This is a genomic window from Chlamydiota bacterium (genome assembly GCA_016178055.1).
Taxonomy (GTDB): Bacteria; Auribacterota; JACPWU01; order JACPWU01; family JACPWU01; genus JACOUC01.
Genome location: JACOUC010000044.1, coordinates 38134 through 61655, shown reverse-complemented (window position 1 = coordinate 61655; position 23522 = coordinate 38134). Strand labels below are relative to the sequence as shown.

The 23522-nt window shown below is 40.3% G+C and carries 25 protein-coding genes; 8 read left to right on the top strand and 17 right to left on the bottom strand.

Going from position 1 to position 23522, the window contains the following annotated elements; translation table 11 throughout:
* Positions 1–52 precede the first annotated feature (52 nt).
* From HYS07_06675 to HYS07_06645, 7 genes are all read left to right on the top strand, one after another.
* Complete coding sequence (locus HYS07_06675) at positions 53–1471, top strand: DUF2079 domain-containing protein (protein ID MBI1870858.1); 1419 nt, start codon at positions 53–55, stop codon at positions 1469–1471.
* 95 nt (positions 1472–1566) lie between these two features.
* Complete coding sequence (locus HYS07_06670) at positions 1567–2166, top strand: Rieske (2Fe-2S) protein (GenBank protein ID MBI1870857.1); 600 nt, start codon at positions 1567–1569, stop codon at positions 2164–2166.
* 39 nt (positions 2167–2205) lie between these two features.
* Positions 2206–3045 (top strand): cytochrome b N-terminal domain-containing protein, encoded by an 840-nt coding sequence (locus HYS07_06665; GenBank protein ID MBI1870856.1) that lies wholly within the window; start codon positions 2206–2208, stop codon positions 3043–3045.
* Positions 3046–3187: 142 nt separating this feature from the next.
* Positions 3188–4060 (top strand): cytochrome C, encoded by an 873-nt coding sequence (locus HYS07_06660; protein ID MBI1870855.1) that lies wholly within the window; start codon positions 3188–3190, stop codon positions 4058–4060.
* Positions 4061–4071: 11 nt separating this feature from the next.
* A complete protein-coding gene (locus tag HYS07_06655; protein ID MBI1870854.1) occupies positions 4072–6876 on the top strand; it encodes a c-type cytochrome in 2805 nt (934 codons plus the stop codon).
* 70 nt (positions 6877–6946) lie between these two features.
* A complete protein-coding gene (locus HYS07_06650; GenBank protein ID MBI1870853.1) occupies positions 6947–7147 on the top strand; it encodes a hypothetical protein in 201 nt (66 codons plus the stop codon).
* Positions 7148–7191: 44 nt separating this feature from the next.
* A complete protein-coding gene (locus HYS07_06645) occupies positions 7192–7590 on the top strand; it encodes a hypothetical protein (GenBank protein MBI1870852.1) in 399 nt (132 codons plus the stop codon).
* 2 nt (positions 7591–7592) lie between these two features.
* Here HYS07_06645 and ubiE read toward each other — a convergent pair whose 3' ends face one another.
* The 4 genes from ubiE to HYS07_06625 form a co-directional block, all read right to left on the bottom strand.
* A complete protein-coding gene (gene ubiE / locus HYS07_06640; GenBank protein MBI1870851.1) occupies positions 7593–8249 on the bottom strand; it encodes a bifunctional demethylmenaquinone methyltransferase/2-methoxy-6-polyprenyl-1,4-benzoquinol methylase UbiE in 657 nt (218 codons plus the stop codon).
* Positions 8250–8345: 96 nt separating this feature from the next.
* Complete coding sequence (locus HYS07_06635; protein ID MBI1870850.1) at positions 8346–8927, bottom strand: UbiX family flavin prenyltransferase; 582 nt, start codon at positions 8925–8927, stop codon at positions 8346–8348.
* Between the two features lie 185 nt (positions 8928–9112).
* Entirely contained in the window at positions 9113–9958 is an 846-nt protein-coding gene (locus tag HYS07_06630; protein MBI1870849.1) for a 4-hydroxybenzoate octaprenyltransferase, read from the bottom strand.
* Complete coding sequence (locus HYS07_06625) at positions 9951–11138, bottom strand: amidohydrolase family protein (protein ID MBI1870848.1); 1188 nt, start codon at positions 11136–11138, stop codon at positions 9951–9953. Before HYS07_06625 ends, HYS07_06630 begins: the two co-directional genes overlap by 8 nt.
* A gap of 194 nt (positions 11139–11332) precedes the next feature.
* On the opposite strand from HYS07_06625, the gene glpX reads away from it, so the two are divergent.
* Complete coding sequence (gene glpX / locus HYS07_06620; GenBank protein ID MBI1870847.1) at positions 11333–12253, top strand: class II fructose-bisphosphatase; 921 nt, start codon at positions 11333–11335, stop codon at positions 12251–12253.
* Positions 12254–12273: 20 nt separating this feature from the next.
* On the opposite strand, the gene HYS07_06615 is transcribed toward glpX, so the two are convergent.
* The 13 genes from HYS07_06615 to HYS07_06555 all read right to left on the bottom strand — a co-directional run bounded on the left by HYS07_06615 (position 12274) and on the right by HYS07_06555 (position 23431).
* Positions 12274–12654 (bottom strand): HEPN domain-containing protein, encoded by a 381-nt coding sequence (locus HYS07_06615; GenBank protein MBI1870846.1) that lies wholly within the window; start codon positions 12652–12654, stop codon positions 12274–12276.
* The gene (locus HYS07_06610) at positions 12647–12967 is read right to left on the bottom strand and encodes a nucleotidyltransferase domain-containing protein (GenBank protein MBI1870845.1); all 321 of its coding nucleotides are present in this window, start codon (positions 12965–12967) and stop codon (positions 12647–12649) included. Before HYS07_06610 ends, HYS07_06615 begins: the two co-directional genes overlap by 8 nt.
* A gap of 52 nt (positions 12968–13019) precedes the next feature.
* Positions 13020–14438 carry an NADH-quinone oxidoreductase subunit N gene (locus tag HYS07_06605; protein MBI1870844.1) on the bottom strand — a complete coding sequence of 473 codons (1419 nt, stop codon included), beginning with the start codon at positions 14436–14438 and terminating at the stop codon, positions 13020–13022.
* A 1-nt stretch (position 14439) separates the two neighbouring features.
* The gene (locus HYS07_06600) at positions 14440–15897 is read right to left on the bottom strand and encodes an NADH-quinone oxidoreductase subunit M (protein ID MBI1870843.1); all 1458 of its coding nucleotides are present in this window, start codon (positions 15895–15897) and stop codon (positions 14440–14442) included.
* 184 nt (positions 15898–16081) lie between these two features.
* Entirely contained in the window at positions 16082–17935 is a 1854-nt protein-coding gene (gene nuoL / locus HYS07_06595) for an NADH-quinone oxidoreductase subunit L (protein ID MBI1870842.1), read from the bottom strand.
* A gap of 5 nt (positions 17936–17940) precedes the next feature.
* Positions 17941–18252, bottom strand: a complete 312-nt coding sequence (gene nuoK / locus HYS07_06590; protein ID MBI1870841.1) for an NADH-quinone oxidoreductase subunit NuoK — start codon at positions 18250–18252, stop codon at positions 17941–17943.
* Positions 18245–18751 (bottom strand): NADH-quinone oxidoreductase subunit J, encoded by a 507-nt coding sequence (locus HYS07_06585; GenBank protein ID MBI1870840.1) that lies wholly within the window; start codon positions 18749–18751, stop codon positions 18245–18247. The genes nuoK and HYS07_06585 overlap by 8 nt, the downstream gene beginning before the upstream one ends.
* Positions 18748–19212 (bottom strand): NADH-quinone oxidoreductase subunit I, encoded by a 465-nt coding sequence (locus tag HYS07_06580; GenBank protein MBI1870839.1) that lies wholly within the window; start codon positions 19210–19212, stop codon positions 18748–18750. Before HYS07_06580 ends, HYS07_06585 begins: the two co-directional genes overlap by 4 nt.
* Positions 19213–19370: 158 nt before the next feature.
* On the bottom strand, positions 19371–20333 hold the full coding sequence (gene nuoH / locus HYS07_06575; GenBank protein ID MBI1870838.1) for an NADH-quinone oxidoreductase subunit NuoH: 963 nt from the start codon (positions 20331–20333) through the stop codon (positions 19371–19373).
* 95 nt (positions 20334–20428) lie between these two features.
* Positions 20429–22057, bottom strand: a complete 1629-nt coding sequence (locus tag HYS07_06570) for an NADH-quinone oxidoreductase subunit D (GenBank protein MBI1870837.1) — start codon at positions 22055–22057, stop codon at positions 20429–20431.
* A gap of 13 nt (positions 22058–22070) precedes the next feature.
* Positions 22071–22580, bottom strand: a complete 510-nt coding sequence (locus HYS07_06565) for an NADH-quinone oxidoreductase subunit B (protein ID MBI1870836.1) — start codon at positions 22578–22580, stop codon at positions 22071–22073.
* Complete coding sequence (gene ndhC / locus HYS07_06560; GenBank protein ID MBI1870835.1) at positions 22571–22927, bottom strand: NADH-quinone oxidoreductase subunit A; 357 nt, start codon at positions 22925–22927, stop codon at positions 22571–22573. Before ndhC ends, HYS07_06565 begins: the two co-directional genes overlap by 10 nt.
* Positions 22928–23080: 153 nt before the next feature.
* Positions 23081–23431, bottom strand: a complete 351-nt coding sequence (locus HYS07_06555) for a hypothetical protein (GenBank protein MBI1870834.1) — start codon at positions 23429–23431, stop codon at positions 23081–23083.
* Positions 23432–23522 lie beyond the last annotated feature (91 nt).

Here is a 23522-nt window from a genome sequence, read left to right as displayed (position 1 = left end):
GTAGTTCATATAATGTCAATCTTAAAATAAGACCCAAGAGAGAGGTAAGAAAATGACTCAGAGGGAGACTAAAGCTTGTACATTCTTAAGATCTATACCGACACTGGTTGGGTTTTCACTTTCTATTCTTTTTGCGATTCTTATTTTTGATGCATGTTATTCAGCTTTTTCATGGGGAAAGTTTACAATTTCAGACTATGGAAAATATACCAATGTCCTTTGGAACTGTGCCCATGGGCATCCTTTTAGAGAACTTGTAGATCATACTTATCTTTCTACGCATCTTTCATTTGATCTCGAACTTTTAGGCTTCTTTTTTTGGGTTTGGGACCATCCCTTTCTTCCCTCTGTTTTACAATGGTTAGGTTTAATCGTAGGCGCTTTGATTTTGTGGCGTACCCTGCATGTAAAAAAAATTCAAAGTAGAATAATTGCAGCTCTTTTGTTCTTCTATATTGCAAATCCATTTACTCAATCAGTCATGCTTTCTGAATATCATGGTGTTAGTCTCAATTTTCTACTTTTTCCCTGGCTTTATCATTGTCTGTCTTGCCAAAAGAGATTTGTATGGATTCCTTTTATTTTGTGCTTAGGGATTCGAGAGGAAACCGGAATGATCATCACACCTATGCTGCTCTATTTTGCGGTTAAGAATCGTTGGAGGTTGGGTTATAGCCTTGCTGCTTTAGCCTTTCTGTATAGTGTTTTTGCTATCTTTGTTCTTTTCCCCTGGCTTGCTGGAGTTACCTATATCGTGCGAAGAGGAAATCCCGTTGACCTCAAATATTATTGGGCCATTACGGCTATGGACCCATTCATGATACGGGGAAAACGGTTCATTTGGTATTTTATGATGAGTCTGGTGTTTTTTAGAAAACGCGGCTGGATTCCTATTCTTCTTTTCCCTGCGGTGGGAATTTGGGTCACATCAACCAGCAGTGATCCCTGGATTTTTGAGCAAAAAAGTCATTACCCTGCCCATCATATTGTGCTTTTTACTTTGGCCTTGATCGAGGCGATTTACGTTTCGATGAGACAGGGCAATTTAATGAAATCCTTCAATAGCCTCAGGTATGCCCTATTCCTCATTTTAATAACACTTGCCTGGCATCGATCAAAGGGATTTGTTTATCTGGGGGGGTGCTATGATCGAATCTATGGAAATATTCATCCCAAAGGTCAAGAAATCCTTGAGGCCGCTCAACATATTCCTAAGGACGGTATTTTGCTTTGCGATCCTCAACTGGCGGGTTTTTGTGCCAATCGGGCCAGCCTGATTGTGTGGGAGCAACTAGAAGAGAGGGATTATCATCCTGATATTATTTTTACAAGATTTAAGGGAATGAAAGGTTATCCTGAGCAGTTCAAGGAATGGATTCAAAATGGATCTTTTGGGATAAGCTACTTTGAAAAAGGATATCTCATTGTTCAAAAGGGCTATTCTTTAAACAGAAATGAAGAAATATTTTGAGATTTAAAATTGATTGATGTTGTTATAGAATAAAACCTCGAAAGATCATTTTATATTTTTCGTAACTCCAACAAGTTGAAAAGGAAATAGCATCAATGTCGGCTGAAGAAGGTTTGCTTCCCACTCCACCTGAGGTGAAGAGTCCGGAAATTAAAAAAGGACCTGATTTAAAAAAACGAGCATTCACAGAGGATAAAGAAGCTTCTCTTTACACGCGTCGGGATTTTTTTATTAAAACGGGTTGGTATTTTTTTGGAATGGTTCTTTCCTCTTGGCTTCTTGGCCTTGTTCGTTATATGTTTCCCAGGGTTCTATTTGAACCCTCCAATATTTTTAAGGCAGGTTTTCCTGAAGAATATCCTGTGGGTCAGGTGAGTACACGGTGGGTCAGCGAGCAACGGGTGTGGATTTCAAGGACTCCAGAGGGTTTTTATGCCATTCTAGCTCGATGCACTCATCTGGGCTGTACTCCTATTTGGCTTCCCAGTGAAGATAAGTTCAAATGTCCATGCCATGGAAGCGGTTTTCATCGTGATGGAGTCAATTATGAAGGTCCGGCACCGAGGGCTTTGGATCGTGTCAAGATTGGGCTTGCCGATGATGGGCAAATTTTAATTGATAAAGGGACCCTCTTTCAATATGAAAAAGGGGGATGGGATAAACCCGAGGCATTTTTAAAGATGCTTCCAAGATAGAGATTGAGTTCACTTTAAACGTGAAACATAAGGATTTTTATGTCTGAAGAAATAAAACCTGTAGTACCTCAAACGCCTCCACCGGTTTCACCGACTCCTCCCAAGCTGCCGGTGGTAAAAGAGACTTTGTTTCAAAAGATGAAAAAGACGCAAGTTTGGCGGTCGATGTTTCGTCATGATTACAAAGACACTCCTAAAAATCGTACCTTAGCCATTATTGGAAATGTTTTTCTGCATTTGCATCCGGTGAAGGTTTTGCGAGGAGCGGTTAAATTTAAACACACATGGTGCATGGGAGGATTAAGTTTTTTTCTCTTTCTCGTTCTTTTGGTTAGTGGTGTTGCCTTGATGTTCTATTATCGACCCACGGCAGAATACGCCTATTTTGATATGAAATATCTCCAGTTTGATGTTCCTTTTGGCATGCTTTTAAGAAATTTGCATCGCTGGTCCGCTCATGCCATGATTATTACGGTATGGCTTCATATGTTTCGCGTTTTTATGACAGGCTCTTACAAACCTCCCAGAGAATTTAATTGGGGTATCGGTGTGATCCTTTTATTTTTAACCATGTTTTTAAGTTTCACGGGATATTTGCTTCCTTGGGATCAGTTGGCCATTTGGGCTGTAACGGTTGGAACCAACATGGCCAGGGCAACTCCGCTTTTAGGTCATGAAGGTCCTTTTGGCCCCCAATTAGGAATGAGACCTGACAACGACATTCGTTTTGCTCTCTTGGGAGGAACACAAGTAGGGGCACCTACCTTATTGCGGTTTTACGTGCTTCACTGTATTGCGCTACCCTTTTTCCTTTTAGTTTTTGTAACAGTTCATTTCTGGCGAGTGCGTAAAGATGGTGGAATTTCTGGACCCCTTTAGAAAAGCAGTAAGTAACTATGAAAAACAAGTCCACAGTCAACGGTCAACAGTCTATAGAAAATAAATAATTCCTTTAAAACTGTCGACCGTTGACTGCAGACCATTTTCATCCACTTGGGTGGACGCGTTTATGGTGACAACTATGAATCATTTTATACATATTCTGACTCAACCTGACAATGTTCCTATTATAGGAATGCTGCTTTTGGTTTTTTTCTTTTTAGGGCTTTCTCTGTGGCAAGGTTTTATGAATGATCGTCATCGTATGAAACCTGATCCGAAAAAGGAAGTCGACAAAGTTTATGTTTTCCCTTATTTGGTGAGAGTTGAGTTTTTAGCCTCCTTAGTGATCCTTCTCATCTTAATTTTTTGGTCTCTCGGGATTGATGCCCCTCTTGAAGAGGCAGCGAATCCTGCAAAAACTCCCAATCCGAGCAAGGCTCCATGGTATTTTTTAGGTCTTCAGGAAATGTTGGTTTATTTTGATCCATGGATCGCAGGGGTCGTTTTACCGAGTATTATTATTATAGGCTTAATTGCGATTCCCTATTTGGACCGTAATCCCTTGGGAAATGGTTACTACACGATTAAAGAGAGAAAGATTGCCATTTTGATTTTCTGTTTTGGTTTTATTGTTTTATGGGTCTCAATGATTATTGTTGGAACCTTTTTCCGTGGTCCTGGGTGGAATTTTTTCTTTCCCTGGCAAGAATGGGACCCTCACAAGGTGGTTGCAACCACCAATATTAATCTCTCAGATCTTCTTCAGATTCGGTCTAAAACCATCGCGAGTCTTCTTGGGGCAGCTGTCATCGGCACTTATTATGGGCTTGGGTTTCTTTGGTATTTAATTTTAAAGGTAAGAAAAAGTGAATTTTTAAAAGATATGGGATGGATGCGCTTTGCCGTATTTTCACTTCTTTTATTTACCATGATGTCTTTACCGATCAAAATGATTTTACGTTATGCATTCAATGTCAAATATGTTTGGGTGACGCCCTGGTTTAATATTTAGAAGGATGCATTATGGTTTTGGGACAATTAGGGGCATGGCGGAAAAAACCTACGGAAGAACAGTCTTATCGAATTCCTTTTTTTGCCACGGTTATTCTGCTTATTATTTTGACCCTTTGGGCAGTATGGGATGAAACTTTTCATCGAAGACCCTGGAAGGATTTTCAAAAAGCCTTTTTCAAATTAGAATTAGAGAAAGTAAACAAAGAATATGAAGAGGAAAATAAATTATTTAACTCTCCTCGCATTCAAAAACAATATCAAACTCTTCAAGAAGGGTTAAAAACCCTTGAAAAGGGCCCTCAGGATTCTTCCCAAGCTCGAGCTTATCATGAGGCAAAGGAACATCTCGATCAGTTAAAATTAAAACTTCAGGATTTCTCTCGAGCTTCTCAATTTTCCAAAAGTGAATATGATGCAGCCTATTACAAGTATGAGAAAGCTAAAATAGATCGATCTTCAGATGCTGAGAAAAGAAAAAAGCAAGTAGACAAACTTCAAAAGAAACTGGACGAATTTTCTTTGAAAATTAAAGAAGTTGAATCCCAGATGGCGCCGCTTTGGAGTCAGGTGAAATCGCATGACGAAGAGCTCTCAGAGACTCTAGTTAAAATCGCTCAAATGACTTCTAAACGGGAAGGTCTTCAGAAAAAGATTGCGGATATTAAAGAGAAAAGTCCCAAGATACAACAAATTGTCGTTAACAATTTGAATCGCGTGGATCGCTGTCAAACCTGTCATTTGGCGATTGATCGATCCGGTTTTGAAGATGCTAAAAAATATCCTCAACCTTTTCGAACCCATCCAAAGTTAGATGTTTTACTCAAAAATCATCCTCCAGAAAAGTTTGCTTGCACCATTTGCCATGGAGGGCAGGGTCCAGCTTTAACGGTTCAAACGGCTCATGGAGAGATTCCACATTGGGGAACGCCTCTTTTGAGAGGTGAGAAAGTCGAGAGCTCGTGTCAGAAATGTCATTCAACAGTCCAGGTTCCTGAGGCCCCCCGTGCCACTGAAGGGAAAATTCTTTTTACAAAATTAGGATGTGTGGGATGTCATTTGGCGCCTGGATTTGAAAATGCAAAGAAGGTAGGCCCCGAGCTTAATCATATTCATCAAAAGACAACCATTCCTTGGATGACGCAGTGGATTATGAATCCTAAGGGCTGGAGTCCAAGCACGCGTATGCCTCAATTCAGAGTGACCCAGGAAGAAGCCAAGGAGATGGCTCATTATTTATCTTCTTTGAATGAATCTCAAGCGATGACGGATGAAGAAAAAGAAGCCTTAAAGAAAGGGACCCCCGAAGAAGGCAAAAGGCTTTTTACGGAATTGGCCTGTATTGCTTGCCACCCGATTGGAGAAGAAGGGAATACCTTTGCACCCAATTTGACAAATGTGGGCAGTAAGGTTCGACCCGAGTGGCTTTATCGTTGGTTGAAAAACCCTCGCGATTATCTTCCTCATGGCAAAATGCCCAACATGCGTTTATCGGATACAGACATTGCTCACTTGGTGAGTTTTTTAACTAGCCTAAAACGTGAAGGATCGGATCTTGTTTCCATTGATGAACCCGTGAAACCAGAGTCAGCCGAAAAAGGGAAACAGCTGATTGGAACTTTGGGCTGCTTTGGTTGCCATGATATTCAAGGGATGGAAAATAGCCCCAGGGTAGGTGCAGAATTAACCACCTTCGGTTCAAAGGATTTGGATCTTCTTTATTTTGGTTATGCAGAAAATATTCCTCATACGCTATGGGACTGGACCTTTAATAAAATTAAAAATCCTCAGAGCTATGCCACGGAGAGAATTGCTCAAAAAATGCCTCATTTTCATTTGGCGGATGAAGAGGCGACATCGCTTGTAACCCTTTTGACAGGCTTTACAGAAGAAGCAAAAAGTATTCCTTTAGAGGCTCGTAAAACATTCACTGAAAAAGAAAAAAACATTGAAATAGGGAGGAATCTAGTAAGAGATCTTAATTGTATTGGATGCCATACGATTGAGGGGAAAGGTTCAGAAATTGCTCCCAATTTGAATGGAGAAGGAGCAAAGGTTCAGCCTCAGTGGCTCTTTAACTTTTTGAAAAGTCCATTTGCCATCAGACCTTGGTATACGGTTAGAATGCCCAGATTTAATTTAACGGATGAAGATGCTATTCATTTGGTAAATTATTTTTCATCCGCTTCAGATGCGCCTTATCCTTATGAATCTCCCTTAGTAACTCAGGGAAAAGATTTTCAGAGAGATCGTGAAGCAGGAGGAAAACTTTTTGAAATGTTTAAGTGCATGTCTTGTCATCCCGTGAGTTTGGACCCATTGGCTCAAAAAAATCAGGTCACGACACTAGGTCCAAATTTAGGCTTAGCGAAGGATCGTCTGCGTCATGAATGGATCGCAAATTGGATTTTAAGTCCTGAAGAGTTTCAACCGGGAACTAAAATGCCCACCAATTTTCCTAAAATGAGTGGGAAACGGATTTCTTTTGTTCCCAATCTATTAAAATCTCCTCAAGTTCAGGAAATGAAAAAATTCTTTGAAGACCTTTATGGCTCTGATTTAGAGGCTTTCCTTGCAGATGCTTCTTGGCAGACACGGGCCATTCGAGATTATTTAGTGACGATGGGTCTTTCAACTTCTTCTGAGAAACCTGTTCAGTCTTCTCAACCAGCTCAAGCCTTGTCTGAATCAAAATCTCAAACTGAAGAAAAATCAGTTTCTGTACCTGTCCAAAGTGAAAGCAGTTCAAGTCTTCCAAACACAGCTCATCCCGAGGAAAAAAAGGCTGAAGATAAAAAGGTTGAAGAAGAGTGGTAAAGCTTGTATGCGAATGACATGCCGTTTGATATAATTGCCTCGTGGGATTTTTTTAGGAAAGAATGATATTATGATGAAGCTCATTACGAAGAGATTTGGAAAGGTGGATTTTTTCCGCGATGTATCTATTCTTCTTAGAACCATTAATAAGCTTCGAAAAGGGGCTTTAATTCCAAAGGGAGTCTATCGGTTCTCGTCAATGGAAGAGGCTGATCAATGGATGATCAAAGCAATCGTGACTACTCACGTGCGCCTGAACTCGAAGATTTAGTGTCCCTATGTAAATCTTTAAATGATCAGGGGGTTAAATATTTACTGATCGGTGGATTTGCAGTTATCATTTACGGATTTGTCCGTGGTACCAAAGATATTGATTTACTCGTAGACCCTTCCCCTGAAAATATTGAAAAAATTAAAAAAGCTCTTTCGATCCTTCCTGATAATGCAATTTCAGAAATGAACAATGACGAAGTAAACAAATATTCTATCGTTCGTATTGCCGATGAATTTGTGATCGATTTGATGGCCAAGGCATGTGGAATTGGATATCAAGAGGCTTCACAAGATATGGATTTCATTACTTTTGAAGGTGTCAAAATTCCCGTTCCCAAAAAGCTTCTTCTTATTCGTATGAAAAACACGCTAAGACCCAGTGACAAGATGGATGTAGAGTTTTTAAGGTTAAGTTTGGATGAAGAAAAAAAGATTAAATAAGACTATTTTTCCCCGCTGTAGATAGAAGCAATTCCAAGATGAAGTCGTTCCATTTTGATGTTTTTAAATTTTTCTTTCCTCATCAAATTTAGAAATTCCTCCCCGTCTGGAAATGCCCCGACCGTTTTCGCAAGATAGTGATAGGCTTCTGAGTCATGTGAAATCCATCCTCCCAAGCGAGGGAGAATCTTATTGAGATAAAAGAAATAAATTTTTGAGAAAAAGAGTCTTCGAGGTTTAGAAAATTCTAGAATGACCATTCTCCCTCCCGGGGTTAAAACTCGATACATCTCTGAAAGCGCTTTAGGGACATGAGGAATATTTCTGATTCCAAAACCAATAATGATTTTTTTTATAGAATGATTCTTAAGGGGAAGATTTTCTCCATCGCCGCAGACAAGAGAGTTTGAAATTCTTTTCTGAGCCTCACGAAGCATCTGGAAAGAAAGATCTATCCCTATTCCTGATTTTTGTACTTTTAAAAAATCTCCTGTTCCACAGCAAAGGTCTAACAGTTTTTCGCCTCTTTGATATTGGAGTATCTTAAGGGCTTTTTTTTTCCATCGTCGGTGAATACCCAAACTCAATAAATCATTGGCAAGGTTATAACGTTTGGCAATTCTTGAAAACATGCTTCCGATTTCTTGGTTTTGATTCACGGTTAGGTATAATCCTTTAGGTCACTCAAAATTGAAAATGGATAATTGAGAATTGATAATTTAGGAATTAATTTATTCTACCTTTATTATCAATTCTCAATTATTAATTATCAATTCATGCTCATTTCCCCACGGTTTAAACAGTTGGTGTTCAATTTCTAAAAGATTCATGATTTTTCCAGCAATAAAGTCCGCTAAATCTTCTATTTTTTTCGGCCGTATATAAAATCCTGGATCACAGGGCATAATTTTCCCACCGGCCTCGCAGACACGGAGCATGTTCTCAAGATGGATTCTGCTCAAAGGCGTTTCACGTGTTGCGAGAATTAGCTTTTTTGATTCTTTAAGGCAGACATCAGCTGCACGTTCAATGAGGGTTCTTGACGCCCCTGTAGCAACTGCCGAAAGGGTTTTCATTGAGCAAGGAAGGATGACCATCCCATGGTGGATATGAGTTCCGGAGGAAGGTGGGGCAGCCAGGTCATGAAGATCATAGGTTTTAACCTTTCCCTTGAGAATAGAATCCCCATATTTTTCATGGAGGAAATCAACCAGACTTTGCTTGGGTTTAAGGCCGATTTCAAAGTTCAAAAGATCAAAAGAATTTTCAGAAACAATTAACTCAATCAAATGTCCAGCTTCTAAGAGGGCTTTTAAGAGTCTTTCAGCGTAAAGCATACCGCTGGCTCCCGTGATTGCGATGATAAGCTTTTTCAAAATAGAATTCTCACATTAATGTTATTCTCTAAATGTTTATCAATATAAGCAGATGAGAAGAGTCCACAGTCTACAGTCGATGGTCAACAGTTTTAAAGGAATCATTTATTTCTATGGACTGTAGACCGTTGACGATGGACTCAATCTCATCTCATCCCCATCCATATGGCCAATAAATAAATAAATCCAATGGTTCCATTGGTATTAAAAGCCTTTTCGACTCGAGACAAATCTTTTGGGCTGATTAAATAGTGTTGATAAAGCATCGCGATGCTAATGATGCCACAACCCATAAAGTAAAATAAATTTAATTTAAAAGAAATTCCAACCCAAATAAAACAGGAAATAGTCAGGCCATGAAAAATCATGGCTAATGTCAGTGCTTTAGGAATGCCAAATTTTTGAGGAATACTCAAAAGATGATGGGTTTGATCAAATTCAAGATCTTGACATGCATAAATTACATCGAAACCTGAAACCCAGAAAAGGACTCCCAGGCTTAATAAGAGAACAGGGCCTTGAAGAGAATTTGCAATGGCAAGCCATACCCCGATGGGAGAAAGGGCAAGAGAGAGGCCCAAAAAAAGGTGACAGGTCCATGTGAGCCGTTTGGCGTAAGGGTAAAAGAAAAAGAGAATCAGGGTTGGGATGGAAAGAAGACCGCAGGCAGCATTCAGTTTAAAAGCTGAAAAAATAAAAATAATTGCACATAGGATTGTGAATAAAAAGGCTCCTTGGAGAGTGACAATTCCTTGGGGAAGTTCTCTTTGGGATGTTCTTGGATTTTTTTTATCTATTTCACGGTCAATGATGCGATTAAACCCCATGGCTGCGGATCGTGCACTGACCATTGCGATTAGAATCCAGATTATTTTATGCAGGGTCACTTCATGATAAGGATGAACTAAAATAAGAGTCGACAGTGCAAATGGCAGTGCAAAAACACTGTGGCTCAATCGAATCAGTCGGGCATAATGAACTAGTCTATTCACAAATTTTACCTTCTATTTCATGATCTTCTTCAATTAAAAATGAATAAGGGTTTTTCAATTTTTGATCTGTTTTAATCCAAATTAAGTCAGCTTTTTTCCCCTTTTCGATGGATCCATGCGTCTTCCCAAATCCAAGCGCAAGGGCTCCATGAAGCGTCGCCATGCGTAGGATAGTGGGATAGGAGAGAAAAGGAAAGAGTTTTTTGAGCATTCTCATTTCTTTCCAAAGATTCAGATCGGAGTTGCTTGCGAGACTGTCTGTTCCGATGCAAAGCATGATTTTATTTTGTAAAAGTTGCTTGATGGGAGCTTTCCCTGCCCCTGTATAGAGATTGCTTCTAGGACAAATTGCAATAGGGGCCCTTGTTCTTTGAAGAAGTTTTTGTTCTTTAATAGATAGATGAACACAATGAACACAAAGGGTTTTAGAATTTAAGAATCGGTTCTCGAGAAGGTATTTTACTGGGCCTTTTCCCTTTCCAAATTGAGAATTATTTTTAAGCACTGAATCCTGAATAAGATCTGAAAAGCCTCCTCTTTTATTTTGGATCCACTCCATTTCTTCACGAGACTCAGCGAGGTGAAGGCTTGTAGGAGTTTTTATTTTTTTAAGATAATTTTTTACTTGAATGAGGAGTTTTTCAGGCACTGTATGAGGGGCATGACAAGCCGGGACGATTTCAAATGAAGAAGATGAATAAACATTTTTTAGAATTTTTTCAAAAATATTAAAGGTTTGATTTCCAACCAACTCAAAAAATAGAATGCCAGAGAGTCCACTCTTTTTAAGAAAACTCGTAGAAAGTCCTGTGTTAGTCACTTCTCCTAAAAGAACGGTTCCTGATTTTTGAAGTTGAGTAATACCCTGCTTTATTCCAACTTGTATTTCATTGGTTTGAAGTTCTTTTTTTAATTCAATCATGGGATAGAGCCAATCTAAAAACTTCTCAGAAGGTTTAATCTTTTGATGAAGACAAGAATATTCCAAATGAGTGTGCGCATTAACTAGGCCAGGCATGATAATTGCTTCTTGAAGATCTTCAAAAGGGATTTTAAACTTTTTTAAAATAGCTGAAGCTTTTCCATAATCTTTAATTATGCCACGATCAATGAGAACGGCTCCATCTTTGATAGGAGGTTGATGAATGGGAAGAAGCCACTGTGCACGATATATTTTCATGGTTGTAATAAATTAAAATTTAAAAATCAAAATGACATATTAAAATTCAAAATTTCTAATCCATTGCAAGTAAGATATTTTAAATTTTACATTGTCATTTTGATTTTTGATATTTGATTTTTGGATTTTCATGATTGTAATCATAAACGAAAGTTTATAGGATGGGGTAAAAAATTTATAAAAAGAGGTATTTCGTGAGAGAGATTAATTTGGATATTGTACGTGTGACTGAGGCTGCTGCTCGTGCAGCTGCGACTTGGATTGGGAGTGGTGATAAAGAGTCGGCGGATAAGGCTGCTACGGATGCGATGCGTAGTCGCCTGAATGGAATGGACTTTAGAGGTCGGATTGTGATTGGGGAGGGGATTAAGGATAAGAGCCCAGGTCTTTTTGCTGGTGAAATGCTTGGAAAACTGGAAGGCTCTCAAAATTATGAAGTCTATGATATTGCGGTGGATCCCATTGAAGGGACAAGACCTGTCGCAAATTCAGGGCCGGAGGCCATGAGTGTGATGGCTGTTGCGGGTGAAAACTCTCTTTTTTCTACCCCAGAATTCTACATGAATAAATTAGCTTATGGTCCTGAAATCGCTAAAAAAATTCATTTGGATATTACGGATCCATTGGATAAGACGCTAAAGGTTGTCTCTGCTGTGACAGGAAAAATCCTTGGAAAGATTGTTGTTTGTGTTCTGGATCGACCTCGACATGAGAAGGTGATTAAAGAACTTCGGGGAATTGGAGTTCGTATTAAATTGATTCAGGATTGCGATGTTTCAGGTGCAATCGCAACATGCCTGCCCGATAGCGGGATTGATTTGCTTTATGGGATGGGTGGATCACCTGAAGGAGTCATTGCTGCGTGTGGTATTAAATGTTTAAGAGGTGGTTTTCAGGCTCAAGTAGTTAAAAAAGATTTTTCTTTGGCTGACTCAAAAGTTTATTCTATTGAAGATCTTGTGAAGGGTCCCTGTACTTTTGCAGCAACTGGGATTACCAATGGAAGTCTCCTTAAGGGAGTTCGATATACGAGTCTTGGAGCTGTGACTCACAGTGTTTTTATGAGGTATGAGAGTGGGACTGTGAGGTGGGTGACAGCCTACCACGGGAACTGAGTGCTGATAATTTGATTATTCTATTTTAATTTTTGTTGGACGAAATTCTTAATTTCTTTTGCGAGTGAAAGGGCATATTTTGCCTCTTGGTGATTGGCATCCTCCCCAGGATATCTAAATTCTACTGAGTATGGATTAAGGGATCGAACAAGATCAGCGATAAGTTCGAAGTTGCTTTCCTCTTTAGCACATAACTTTTGTAGCAAAATTAGATCATGAGTTTTAGGGAAAAGAACTTTTTCAGAGCTAAGATACGCCTTGAGGTATTTCTCTGCGGCTTGTTGACTATGAAAGCAAACGGAATTTGAGAAGGAAGGTTTTCTCTTTCGAGATAAAAGAAAGGCAGCTTGAAAATCTTCTTCGGCTTTAGCAAGCCATTCGAGTGAAAGGAGATCACCCATAAAGTACTTTTCCTTTATGGATGATGCTTAAATAAAAAGGGTCTTTAAGTTGTAAACGATGATTAATCTCTTGAGGGGTTCGAACAAGAATATCCATGGGAAAAGGGTAAAACTGGATCGCCTTGGTTATTTCAGGTGCACGTTTAACAGGCCTTTTTCTAGTCTTCATGATGACAAGAAGATCAACGTCACTGTCTTGATTAGGTTTTCCGTAGGCGTAGGATCCAAAAAGAATAATTTTATCAGGATGTACACTTTTTACAATCTGTTGGGCGACATTGGAAATAAGCTGTGATAATTTTTTTTTTCTCATAAACATCTCTCATACCAAGCTATCAAAAATACGGTGAGAAAACGAGCAGGAATTAAAGCAATGGTTTAATGATGCTTTCCAACCAATGAACCAAGCCAGTAGGAAAAACCCCAAGAATGATGAGAGAGGCAATGCTTGCATAACTGAGTAGGCGTGTCTTGATTCCGAGGAAGAGCAATCCTTGCCCTGATTCAGGCTTTCCGAGATAGGCTTCTTTAACCACCATTAAATAGTAATAAAGAGAAATGACGCTGTTAACAACGCCTACCAGAACTAAGATCCAGTGGCCTTTTTCCATGGCGGCACTGAAGAGAAACCATTTTCCTGTAAAACCTGCTAGGGGAGGGATTCCTGCGAGAGAAAGAAGGCTGATCATGAGGGTTAGGGCAAGGAGAGGAGATCGGTCTGCCAGGCCAGAAAAATTTTTAATCGTTGGGTTATCGTTATGAGAGTTGATGCGTGCCATGACCATAAAGGCAGCAAAATTCATGATGAGATAGGCGATGGTATAAAACGTGGCCGCAATAAAGCCTGAGCTTGTTTGAGACAAGAGACCTGCCAGAAGGTAGCCCGCTTGTGCTACGCTTGAATAAGCTAGCATGCGCTTCATGTCTTTTTGAATCATTGCAGCTAAATTTCCAAGGGTCATTGAAACAAAGGACAGAGTAATGAGGATGTAAGTTAAAGAGGCATGATCGACAGAAAAGATTTGGAACAGTCGAATTAAGACGGCGACGGCTGCGGCTTTAGAGGTCGTTGCAATAAAGGTCGTTACTGGAGTTGCAGCGCTCTCATAAACATCAGGGGCCCAAAAATGAAAGGGAAACGAGGCGAGTTTAAAAAGGAATCCAGCTGAGGTTAGAAAAATTCCCACCCCAAAAAGAGGAAGATGAATCAGGGAGGTGATGTTTTGTAAAATTTCATTTAAGAAGAGCGTTTTGGCTGTTCCAAAAATGAAACTGAGTCCGTAGAGGGTTAAAGCGCTTGCAGCCGCCCCGAAAAGAAGGTATTTGATTCCTGCTTCTGCATTTAAGATTTTACCACGTCTTAAAGGGACGAGAATATATTGAGAGATAGAGGCAAGTTCTAAAGATATGAAAAGGCCGATCAGTTCACATGCGCTGGTCAGCATCATCATGCCCAAAGTTGCTGTCGAAAGAAAAAGAAAAAATTCAGGTTTTACTTCCCCTGAGAGAGATTCTGTGTGGTCGCAAATCGAAAGCACTAAAAGGAGTGAGCCTGCAAGAATGAGCTTAAAAGCCTGAGAGAATAAATTAATTTGATAAGTGTTGAAGAAAAGAGATTCCTCTTGGTTTAAGCTGAAAATACTTGAAGTGAGCGTAACAAGCCCTAGAATCAATATCGTTGGATAGAGGAGTTTTTTACCAGTCTCTTCTTTAAAAAATACAAAAAGGAAACTCACAATGGCCATCAAACTTACAACAATTTCTGGGAGAACAAGTTTAATCATTTTAAAATGGTTTCATGAGTAAATACGTTGTAATCGGATTAACAATATCTAAAAATAATTTTGGCCAAACGCCTAAAAGAAGGAGAAAAGCGACAAGAATACTTCGTCCAAAATATTGCCATAAATTAATGTCTTTGATGTGTTCAAAGTGCTTATTAAGCGGGCCATAAAAGGCCTTCATAATGGCTGAAACAATGTAGAAAGTGGTCACGACCACTCCAATGGCTGTACAAATTCCTGAAACAGGATAAGTTTTGATGGCTGCAATTAAAACAAGAAGTTCAGACGGAAAACCGCTCAATCCCGGTAGACCCAGCCCTGTAAGCCCTGCAATGATGAAAAAAGTCGATAGAATGGGTATTTTGTGAGCAAGGCCTCCCAGTTCATCAAAATAGCGGGTGTGGCATTCATCATAGACATGTCCCACGCAAGCAAAGAAAAGAGCGGTCATGATTCCGTGAGAAAACATTTGAAAGAGGGCGCCATTAAGGCCTGTTACGGTTAGAGTTGAAATTCCTAATAGAACAATGCCCATGTGAGAGACGCTAGAATAACCAATGACATATTTTAAATCTTTTTGCTGGGTGGCGACCAAGGCTCCATAAAGAATGTTAAAAGTGGCGAGCGTCACGGTGAAAGGGGCCCAGGTATGGGCGGCCTCAGGAAAGAGAAAAAGGGCAACACGAATAATGCCATAGGCGCCCAACTTCATGAGTACACCCGCATGGAGCATGCTCACAGCCGTAGGGGCAGCCACGTGCCCATCAGGGCTCCATACGTGAAAGGGCCAGCAACCCGCTAAAACACCGCACCCCAAAAAGAGTCCAATATAGGCAACTTTTTGGAAAGCAGGATCGAAGGTGACTTGCTTTTTAATGGTCAATAAATCAAAAGTATGGGCGCCTGCGAGAGAGTAAATTGCAAGGAAGATGGCAAACATGAAGGCGCTCCCCAAAAGGAGGTATAGGGTCAATTTTAATGCTGCATATTCTTTATTCGTACTTCCCCAAATGGCGATCAGAAGATACATGGGGAGAACAGCCACTTCGTAAAAAAGAAAGAAGAAAAAGAGGTTCAGGGTCATAAAAACACCAAAAACTCCAATCACGAGAAAAAGAAGCAGGGCAAAAAATTCTTTGACCCGATAAGAGAGTTTCCAGGAAATGATGACTCCCGTAAAAATGACAATCGAAGTGAGAAGGATCATGCTGATATTTAGGCCATCGACCCCGTTCCAATAGTTAATACCATACTGGGGAAGCCAGGAGATTCTTTCTTCCATTTGAAGAAGCACATTTCTTGGATCAAAGCGATTGTAGGCAATGAAAGAGAGAATGACGGAAAGTCCTGAAACGATGAGAGAAATAATTTTGATCGCCTTTTCAGATTTTCGGGGTGTCAAAAGAATAAGAATCATTCCAATGACAGGGCAAAGCAAAATGTCAGTTAAGATTCCCATAAAAATAGCTCAAAGTTTAAGGTTTAAAGTTTAAAGAAAAAACAAACCCAAAAATCTAAATTCAAGTAGGCTGCTCAAAAAGGTCCCAGAGCTAAGAGCGCCCGCAAGCGACTGCGGAGGCGTACTTTTTTATCGTACGCCGCACAAAGGAGCGCAGCGGGAAACGTTGTCAGATGGGCCTTTTTCAGCGGCCTACAAGAAAATAGATCATGGCAGATGCCACTACAAATAAAATCATCAAATAATCCTGGAGCTCTCCCGATTGAATCTTTGTCAAAATAGCTCCCAGACGAAAGGTGCTGAGGCCCGTTCCATTCACCATCATTCCATTGATCATTTTTTTATCGAACCAGTTTAGAAATCCTGAAAAAGCTAAAACAATTCTTCCCAAAACTTTTTCAAAAAGGTCGTCCATAAAATATTTTTTGTCTAACAAAATGCGCATCCCTTTAGATTCCAGAATAGGCTCTGCTTTTTTATAGAGGTAGTTCCAGTAGGCTGCTCCAAGGCCTAAAAAGGCAATGGCACTTCCGGCCAATGCCATTTTCATTGAAAGTTCGCCCTCAGCTTGAGGCAAAATAAATTTTAAAAGCCAGTAATGAAAGAGCCCTGTTCCCATGAGTCCAACAATGAAAGACCCTATGGCAAGCGTTACAAGAGGGAAGTTGAGGCATACGCTTAAAAAGTCTTTCTTTTCATGATGCCCATGGCCCTCTTCAGGGAGGGCGGACCTGAAATAAAGAATAAAGAGGAGTCTAAAAATATAATAAGAGGTTAAGAAGCTAACAATCATTCCTGCTGAGTAAAAGAGGGGTTTGGTGTGAAGGGCCTCTAAAATGAGGTCTTTGCTCCAGAATCCTGCAAAAGGAAAAATTCCAGCTAAAGAAAGTCCGCCGACGGTAAGAGCAAGAAGTGTCAAGGTTTGAGAGCATGAACCTTTTTTTGCCATTTCCCATATATCATTGGTATGAAAATGATGAATCAGGCTTCCTGCGCATAAGAATAAAAGAGATTTAAAAAAGGCATGGGTTGTTAAATGAAACATTCCTCCCTCGTAGCTACCTCCCCCTAGGGCCATCATCATTAAGCCTAATTGGCTAATGGTCGAGTAGGCCAGAATTTTTTTAATATCATTCTGAATGGTTGCAAGTGTTGCACCGACGAGAGCGGTCAGGGTTCCAAAAATTAAAACGATATTCATGGAGGTAAGAGAAGCGCTGAATAAGGCAAAGTTACGGGCCGTAAGAAAAACGCCGGCTGCAACCATGGTTGCAGAATGAATCAATGCACTGACTGGAGTGGGGCCTTCCATGGCGTCAGGTAACCAAATATGTAAAGGAAACTGAGCGCTTTTTCCCATCACTCCTCCAAAGATAAGGAGGGTGATCCAAGTAATAAAATGAGGGGATAAAGCGTGAATTGCTTCAGGAGAATTTAAATGGGAAAAATTTAAATTGCCAGAAGTGATTGCAAGGAGAGCTACAGCAACGTAAAATCCAAAATCCCCTAGGCGAGTGACCACAAACGCCTTCCTTGAAGCATCGGCTGCTGAGGGCTTATGGTACCAAAAACCAATCAGAAGATAAGAAGCTAGGCCGACAAGTTCCCAAAAAATAAAGGTTTGAAGGAGGTTGTTGGAGATCACCAGGTTAATCATCGAGAAGGAAAAGAAAGATAAGAAAGCAAAATATCGCGATTTACCTTTTCCTTCCTCAGCCATATAACTGATCGAGAAGACTTGAACGAAGAAGCTAACAAGAATGACGATGAAAAGCATGAGAAGGTTAAGCCTGTCGATCAAGAACCCTACATTAAATGTAAATTGGCTTGAAACCATCCATGTCCATTGGACCTCAAAAGGGGTTTGGCGAATTTCGGGATGGCGAAGAGCAAATACGAGTACTGAGAAGAATGAAAGCAGAATGCCTGTAAGGGCAACAGGGATCGCAAAGCCTTTAAGCCTCTTAGGAAGGCTTACAATTTTTAAGAAAGCGATTAAGGGAGAAGCGGTAATGAAAAAAATAAATGCTAAGTCCATTTGTTTTAGCCTTTAAGATTATTTGCCTGTTCTATATTGATTGAAGTCATCCCGCGATAAAGAACGAGAATGATGCTTAAAGCCAAGGTCACTTCTGCTGCTGCAAGGCCAATAATCAAAATTACAACAACCTGGCCGATGCCCTTATCAGGCGCAACAAATTTATTAAAGGCAAGAAAGTTGATGCTTGCTGCATTTAAAATAAGTTCAATCGAAATTAAAATTCCAATCAAATTTCGCCGTTCTAAGAAGCCGTAGACTCCGATGGCGGCTAAGAGTGCTGAAAGAATGAGATAGCTTTGAAGATGATCACTCATTTGAACCTCGCTTTTTAGCCATGATAAGAGCCCCTAAAATGGCAATGAAAAGGATGATGCCAATCACTTCAAAAGGGAGGGTGTAAACTCCCAGGAGAATTTTACCTAAATGTTCAATGGAATAATCTCCATTTTGAGACATGGATTCAAATTCAATCCAGGGGGGGGTCAATGTTGTTGCTTTATAAAGTGCAAGAAAGAAGAATAAACCTACAACGATAGAACGAAGCGTTTTGATCAATTTTCGGTCGGGCTGGGTCATAAAATGGGGAGGAGAAAACATAATCGCAAAAATGATTGCGATGGCAATGGCTCCCACATATACAATAATCTCCATCACCGCCAAAAATTCACTTGAAAGAAAAAGGAAGATCCCGGCAATTCCTGCCAGACATAGCATCAGTGAAAAAGCATTGTATAAAACTTTTTTAAAGGACACGGCCATGATGGCAGAGGCAAGGGTCATCATTGATAAACTGATGAATGCGATGTCTTTCATAAATTTTGCTTGGGTGCTTCGTTTGCCTTCTGTTTTTCTCTAAAAGGTTTTAAAAAATCCATGATCAACTCGCTTTGTGAAAAAGCAGGCAGTTCGTAATCTTTTGCATGAGTGAGAGCGTCCGTTGGACAAACTTCTATACAAAGACTACAAAGGCTACAGAGCGTATAATCAACTTTATAATTTACCAAGTGAAATTTTTTGTCGTCCCCTCTTTCTTTGTCGATCTGGATACAAAGGGAGGGGCAAATTTTAGCGCATAAGTCACAAGCGATACAGCGATGGTCTTTCGTTTTTTCATCCACCACGAAAGAAGTTGGCCCCTTAAAACGAGGAAACATCTCTTTTTTTTTCTTTGGATAGACTTCGGTCACAGGACGGCGCAGCATGTACTTGAGTGTTACGCGCATCCCCGAAAGGAGACTATAAAATCCGGATAGAACATTTGAAATATAGGACATTTAGTGTTTCTTTCAGTTACAGTTTTTAGAGGATTCTCAAAAAGGTCCCAGAGCTAAGAGCGCCCGCAAGCGACTGCGGAGGCGTACTTTTTTATCGTACGCCGCACAAAGGAGCGCAGCGGGAAACGTTGTCAGATGGGCCTTTTTCAGAGTCCTCATCATCTAAAAAAATTGAGTGCTATGGCGGTCGAAATAATATTAAAAAGAGCCAAGGGAATCAAGACCTTCCAGCCAAAATTGATCAATTGATCGCTTCTTAATCTTGGAAAAGTCCATCGGACCCACATAATTACAAAAACGAGAAAATAGACCTTGATCAAAAACCAAATCCATCCTGCGAAAAAAGGACCGTGCCAGCCGCCCAGAAAGAGAGCCGTTGCAACGCATGAATTAATAAAAACATAAGTGTATTCAGAAATGAAAAAGATTCCAAATTTGAGTCCTGAATATTCTGTGTGAAAACCGGCCACCAATTCTGATTCCGCCTCTGGTATATCAAATGGGGTCCGGTTTGATTCAGCTAGCGAAGCAATAAAATAAATCATAAATCCTAGAGGTTGAAGAAAAACAAAGGGAATGTGATTTTGGGCTGTGACGATATCAGAGAGTTTGAAGGATTTTGCAACCATGATCACTCCCAGAGTTGAAAGAAGAAGGGGAATTTCATAAGAGATATTTTGAGCAACGGATCTCATTCCTCCCAGGAGACTGTATTTATTGTTGGAGGCCCAACCGGCCATAAAGATGCCGATAAAAGAGAGACCCGAGAAGGCAAAAATGAGTAAAACTCCGACATTTAAATCGGCAATTTGAAGGTTTTGAGAGAAAGGAATGACAAGAAAAGTTCCAAAAATGGGTGCGAAAACAATTATGGGAGCTATGAAGTAAAGGACTTTGTCGCAATTTTGAGGCATGATCAATTCTTTGCCTAAGAGTTTAATTGCGTCAGCAAAGGTTTGTAAAAGTCCGTGCCATCCTACGTAAAGGGGGCCATAACGTAATTGAATACGGGCGCTGATTTTACGCTCTAACCAGACTAAAATGAGGGCGTTGATCAGAACGAAATTGATTACACTGAAAAGACTGATTCCAATTCGCATAAGTCCCATAAGACAGTTCATCAAAACAGTTTAAAGTTCAAAGTTTAAAGTTTAAAGTTCAAGGAAAAAACACCAGCATGCAGAATCTTTAAACTTTAAACTTTGAACTGTAGTGACTACCGATCAATTTCTGGTATAACTACATCAATGCTTCCCAAAACAGTCACAACATCTGCAACAAGATGGCCGTGGAGAAGGGTTCCCAGTGCACTTAAATTTGCATAGGAGGGAGTTCGCTGCTTGAGCCGGTAAGGATTAGCCCCTCCGTCGCTTACCAAATACTCTCCATAACTCCCTCGTGCTGATTCCACTGCAAAGTAAGTTTCCCCCTTAGGAACTCTGGGAGAGGTTTTTGGCGCCTTATCTCCCTTAATTTGTCCTTCGGGCATCTTTTCAAAAGTTTGCTCTGCGATTCTGAGACTTTGCTCAATTTCTGCCATTCTAACCTGATATCTTGCAAAAGTATCACATCCTGAAAAAACAGGAATTTCAAAATTAAGTTCCGGATAAATCGAATAGGGCTCACATTTACGAAGATCGTAGGGAATGCCACAGGCCCGTAGAGAGGGCCCTGTAATGCCGTAAGAAATGGCATTTTCCTTTGTCACGACTCCAATCTCTTTAGTTCGCTTTTCAAAAATAATATTTTTTTCGATCAGAATTTTGTAATCCTTAAGTCGTATTCTCATTTTTGGAATAAAGGCCTTCAATCGATTTTTGAATTCTTCGGGAATGTCAAAAGCCACTCCGCCAAATCGGAAGAAATTATAAGTGAGACGTTCCCCGGTGAGAAGTTCCAGCATGTCCAAAATATCTTCACGGTCATCAAAGCAATAGAAAAAGGGTGTAAAGGCTCCCAAATCGAGAAGATACGTTCCCAGCCAAAGAAGATGACTGGCAATTCGATTCAGTTCCGTTGAAAGAACACGAATGTATTCAGAACGCTGAGAAGGGATGATTCCCATGGCTTTTTCAATCAGGCCGATGTAGCCAAAATTAAAACTCATCGCCCCCACATAATCCATTCGGCCCATATTAGGGGTAAATTGAAGATAATTCTTTTTCTCGGCCATTTTTTCATGGTCGCGATGAGAATATCCAATAATCGGAAGAACATCCAAAACACGTTCTCCATCCAAATGAAGAAGGAGTCTCAAAACGCCGTGTGTGCTGGGGTGTTGAGGTCCCATGTTAATAAAATAATCTTTCTGATATTTATTTTTAAGATCCGAACTTACACGTTCATAAGCACGATCCTCGTATTCCATAAGCTTTAGAACATCTTCGACGTCGGTAGGTTGTTCTTCAGGTTTAAAATCTTTTCTCATCGGATGAATCGTCGCATTTTCGGGGAGAAGGAGCCGGGTCAGATTTGGATGGTTGTCGAAAATCACGCCAAAAAGGTCATAGCCTTCTCGTTCATACCAGTTGGCCCCCTGATAAATATCAGAAATGGTTGGAAAATGCGGATTGGATTTTTCAGTACGGACTTTCACTAAAATCCGATCGAGTTTTTCCCATCGGTTAAATTGATAACAGGCCTCAAAACGATCGGGATAATCCACAATGCTCAAGACTTCAATAAAATATTTTTGGTCGCGAAATCGCTTGGCTAAATCACGTAAATTGGATTTTGGGACGATGATTTCAAGATTAAAACCCGTTTTGGCATAAGTATGCTCGACCGAAGATTCGACAGGAATTCCCTGAAACAATTGATTTCTTTGAGTGTTTACTTCGGTCATGTACGGGATCCTCTTATACCTTTATTTTCGGTGCTGTGATTTTTTCTTGAAGTTTGAGAATAGCGCTGATGAGGGCTTCAGGTCGAGGAGGACACCCTGGAATATAAACATCAACCGGAATAATTTTATCAATTCCTTCAAGAATCGCGTACTGACCTGGATATTTGAAAGGACCTCCAGCAATGGCGCATCCTCCCATGGCAATCACATATTTGGGGGCAGGCATCTGGTCATAGAGTGTTTTAATTCGGGGAGCCATTTTTCTTGAAATGGTTCCTGAAACAATCATGACATCGGCCTGGCGAGGGGAAGGCCTAAAAACCCCATATCCAAAGCGGTCCAAATCATAGCGAGCGCTTCCAACGGCCATCATTTCAATCGCACAACAGGTGAGCCCAAAGGTTAAGGGCCAAAGAGAATTGGATCGAGCCTTATCTAAAAGGACGTCCAATTTAAAAAGGCCAATTCCCTCTGAAACCTGTATGTCATCGGGGGTTATTTTTTGAGTATCGATTATTTCCATGAGAAAATTCCTTTACGCCATGCGTAGAGAAGCGCCAGAGCTAATATACCGATAAAGACAAGTATTTTTCCGAAATCTGCAAGAGACGGCTCGATTCCATAAGAGAGAAGGACCGGAAACAAATAAACCACTTCGACATCGAACGCGATAAAGATCAGAGCAAAAAGATAGTAAATAATATCAAACTGAACCCAGGCGCTTCCGATGGTGTCCTCACCGCTTTCATAGGTCGTAACTCTTTTTTTGCCCCGGCTGCGTGGACTTAGGATGAGGGGGATATTGGTAAAGGCCAGTCCAAAAAGCACTCCAACCAAAAGAAAAATAAAAATATAGGCATGAAGACCCATAAAAATACTCCTTAATCCCAGATTTTGTTCGCAATAAATTAAGAAAATTAGAGGCTTCCGTCAATCGTTATTTTGTTTTCTCCTCTGTAAATTACAAAGCCGTGGTTTTTACCACGGCTTTGTAAAAATACTGATGAATCGCTTGAGGAAAATTTAGGCCTTGATCTCGATAGATCTGGCTTCCTGCATATCCCCCTTTGCTACGTGACGGATCTTAACTTTCTGGCCTTCTTTCAAATCTTCATGCTTGCCCTTTTTACCACTGGCCCATACGGTTGCCATCTTGTAGGACACATTGACATCCGTACCATTGACATCCAAAACAAGCTTTGATGCTGCGGTGTCCAAAGACTTGATCATTCCTTCCGTCGTTACAACCTTAGGAAGTTTCAGTGAGGTTAATGATGGAGGGGCTTTTTTTGTGCTAGAATCAGTTGTGGTATCCAAGGCAAAACCTGCGGCACAAACCATAAGACTCATCGTAACAATAAGTGCTTTCTTCATATTTAGTTCTCCTTTTTAAAACCTTTTGTGAATTTTTCTCTGGTAGCTGACAGAGCTACAAGGAGTTGAAAATCATCACTCAGGCTTATGA

What these genes read in the sequence shown, in the direction of transcription:
- HYS07_06665 (MBI1870856.1), top strand. Translation starts at nt 2,206, where the DNA reads ATGTCTGAAGAAATAAAACCTGTAGTACCTCAAACGCCTCCACCGGTT.
- HYS07_06635 (MBI1870850.1), bottom strand. Translation starts at nt 8,927, where the DNA reads ATGCTTTACGCTGAAAGACTCTTAAAAGCCCTCTTAGAAGCTGGACAT.
- HYS07_06625 (MBI1870848.1), bottom strand. Translation starts at nt 11,138, where the DNA reads ATGAAAATATATCGTGCACAGTGGCTTCTTCCCATTCATCAACCTCCT.
- HYS07_06675 (MBI1870858.1), top strand. Translation starts at nt 53, where the DNA reads ATGACTCAGAGGGAGACTAAAGCTTGTACATTCTTAAGATCTATACCG.
- HYS07_06600 (MBI1870843.1), bottom strand. Translation starts at nt 15,897, where the DNA reads ATGGGAATCTTAACTGACATTTTGCTTTGCCCTGTCATTGGAATGATT.
- HYS07_06650 (MBI1870853.1), top strand. Translation starts at nt 6,947, where the DNA reads ATGATGAAGCTCATTACGAAGAGATTTGGAAAGGTGGATTTTTTCCGC.
- HYS07_06615 (MBI1870846.1), bottom strand. Translation starts at nt 12,654, where the DNA reads ATGGGTGATCTCCTTTCACTCGAATGGCTTGCTAAAGCCGAAGAAGAT.
- HYS07_06605 (MBI1870844.1), bottom strand. Translation starts at nt 14,438, where the DNA reads ATGATTAAACTTGTTCTCCCAGAAATTGTTGTAAGTTTGATGGCCATT.
- HYS07_06655 (MBI1870854.1), top strand. Translation starts at nt 4,072, where the DNA reads ATGGTTTTGGGACAATTAGGGGCATGGCGGAAAAAACCTACGGAAGAA.
- HYS07_06670 (MBI1870857.1), top strand. Translation starts at nt 1,567, where the DNA reads ATGTCGGCTGAAGAAGGTTTGCTTCCCACTCCACCTGAGGTGAAGAGT.
- HYS07_06580 (MBI1870839.1), bottom strand. Translation starts at nt 19,212, where the DNA reads ATGTCCTATATTTCAAATGTTCTATCCGGATTTTATAGTCTCCTTTCG.
- HYS07_06565 (MBI1870836.1), bottom strand. Translation starts at nt 22,580, where the DNA reads ATGGAAATAATCGATACTCAAAAAATAACCCCCGATGACATACAGGTT.
- HYS07_06660 (MBI1870855.1), top strand. Translation starts at nt 3,188, where the DNA reads ATGAATCATTTTATACATATTCTGACTCAACCTGACAATGTTCCTATT.
- HYS07_06610 (MBI1870845.1), bottom strand. Translation starts at nt 12,967, where the DNA reads ATGAGAAAAAAAAAATTATCACAGCTTATTTCCAATGTCGCCCAACAG.
- nuoL (MBI1870842.1), bottom strand. Translation starts at nt 17,935, where the DNA reads ATGGACTTAGCATTTATTTTTTTCATTACCGCTTCTCCCTTAATCGCT.
- HYS07_06570 (MBI1870837.1), bottom strand. Translation starts at nt 22,057, where the DNA reads ATGACCGAAGTAAACACTCAAAGAAATCAATTGTTTCAGGGAATTCCT.
- HYS07_06555 (MBI1870834.1), bottom strand. Translation starts at nt 23,431, where the DNA reads ATGAAGAAAGCACTTATTGTTACGATGAGTCTTATGGTTTGTGCCGCA.
- ndhC (MBI1870835.1), bottom strand. Translation starts at nt 22,927, where the DNA reads ATGGGTCTTCATGCCTATATTTTTATTTTTCTTTTGGTTGGAGTGCTT.
- nuoH (MBI1870838.1), bottom strand. Translation starts at nt 20,333, where the DNA reads ATGAACTGTCTTATGGGACTTATGCGAATTGGAATCAGTCTTTTCAGT.
- nuoK (MBI1870841.1), bottom strand. Translation starts at nt 18,252, where the DNA reads ATGAGTGATCATCTTCAAAGCTATCTCATTCTTTCAGCACTCTTAGCC.
- HYS07_06585 (MBI1870840.1), bottom strand. Translation starts at nt 18,751, where the DNA reads ATGAAAGACATCGCATTCATCAGTTTATCAATGATGACCCTTGCCTCT.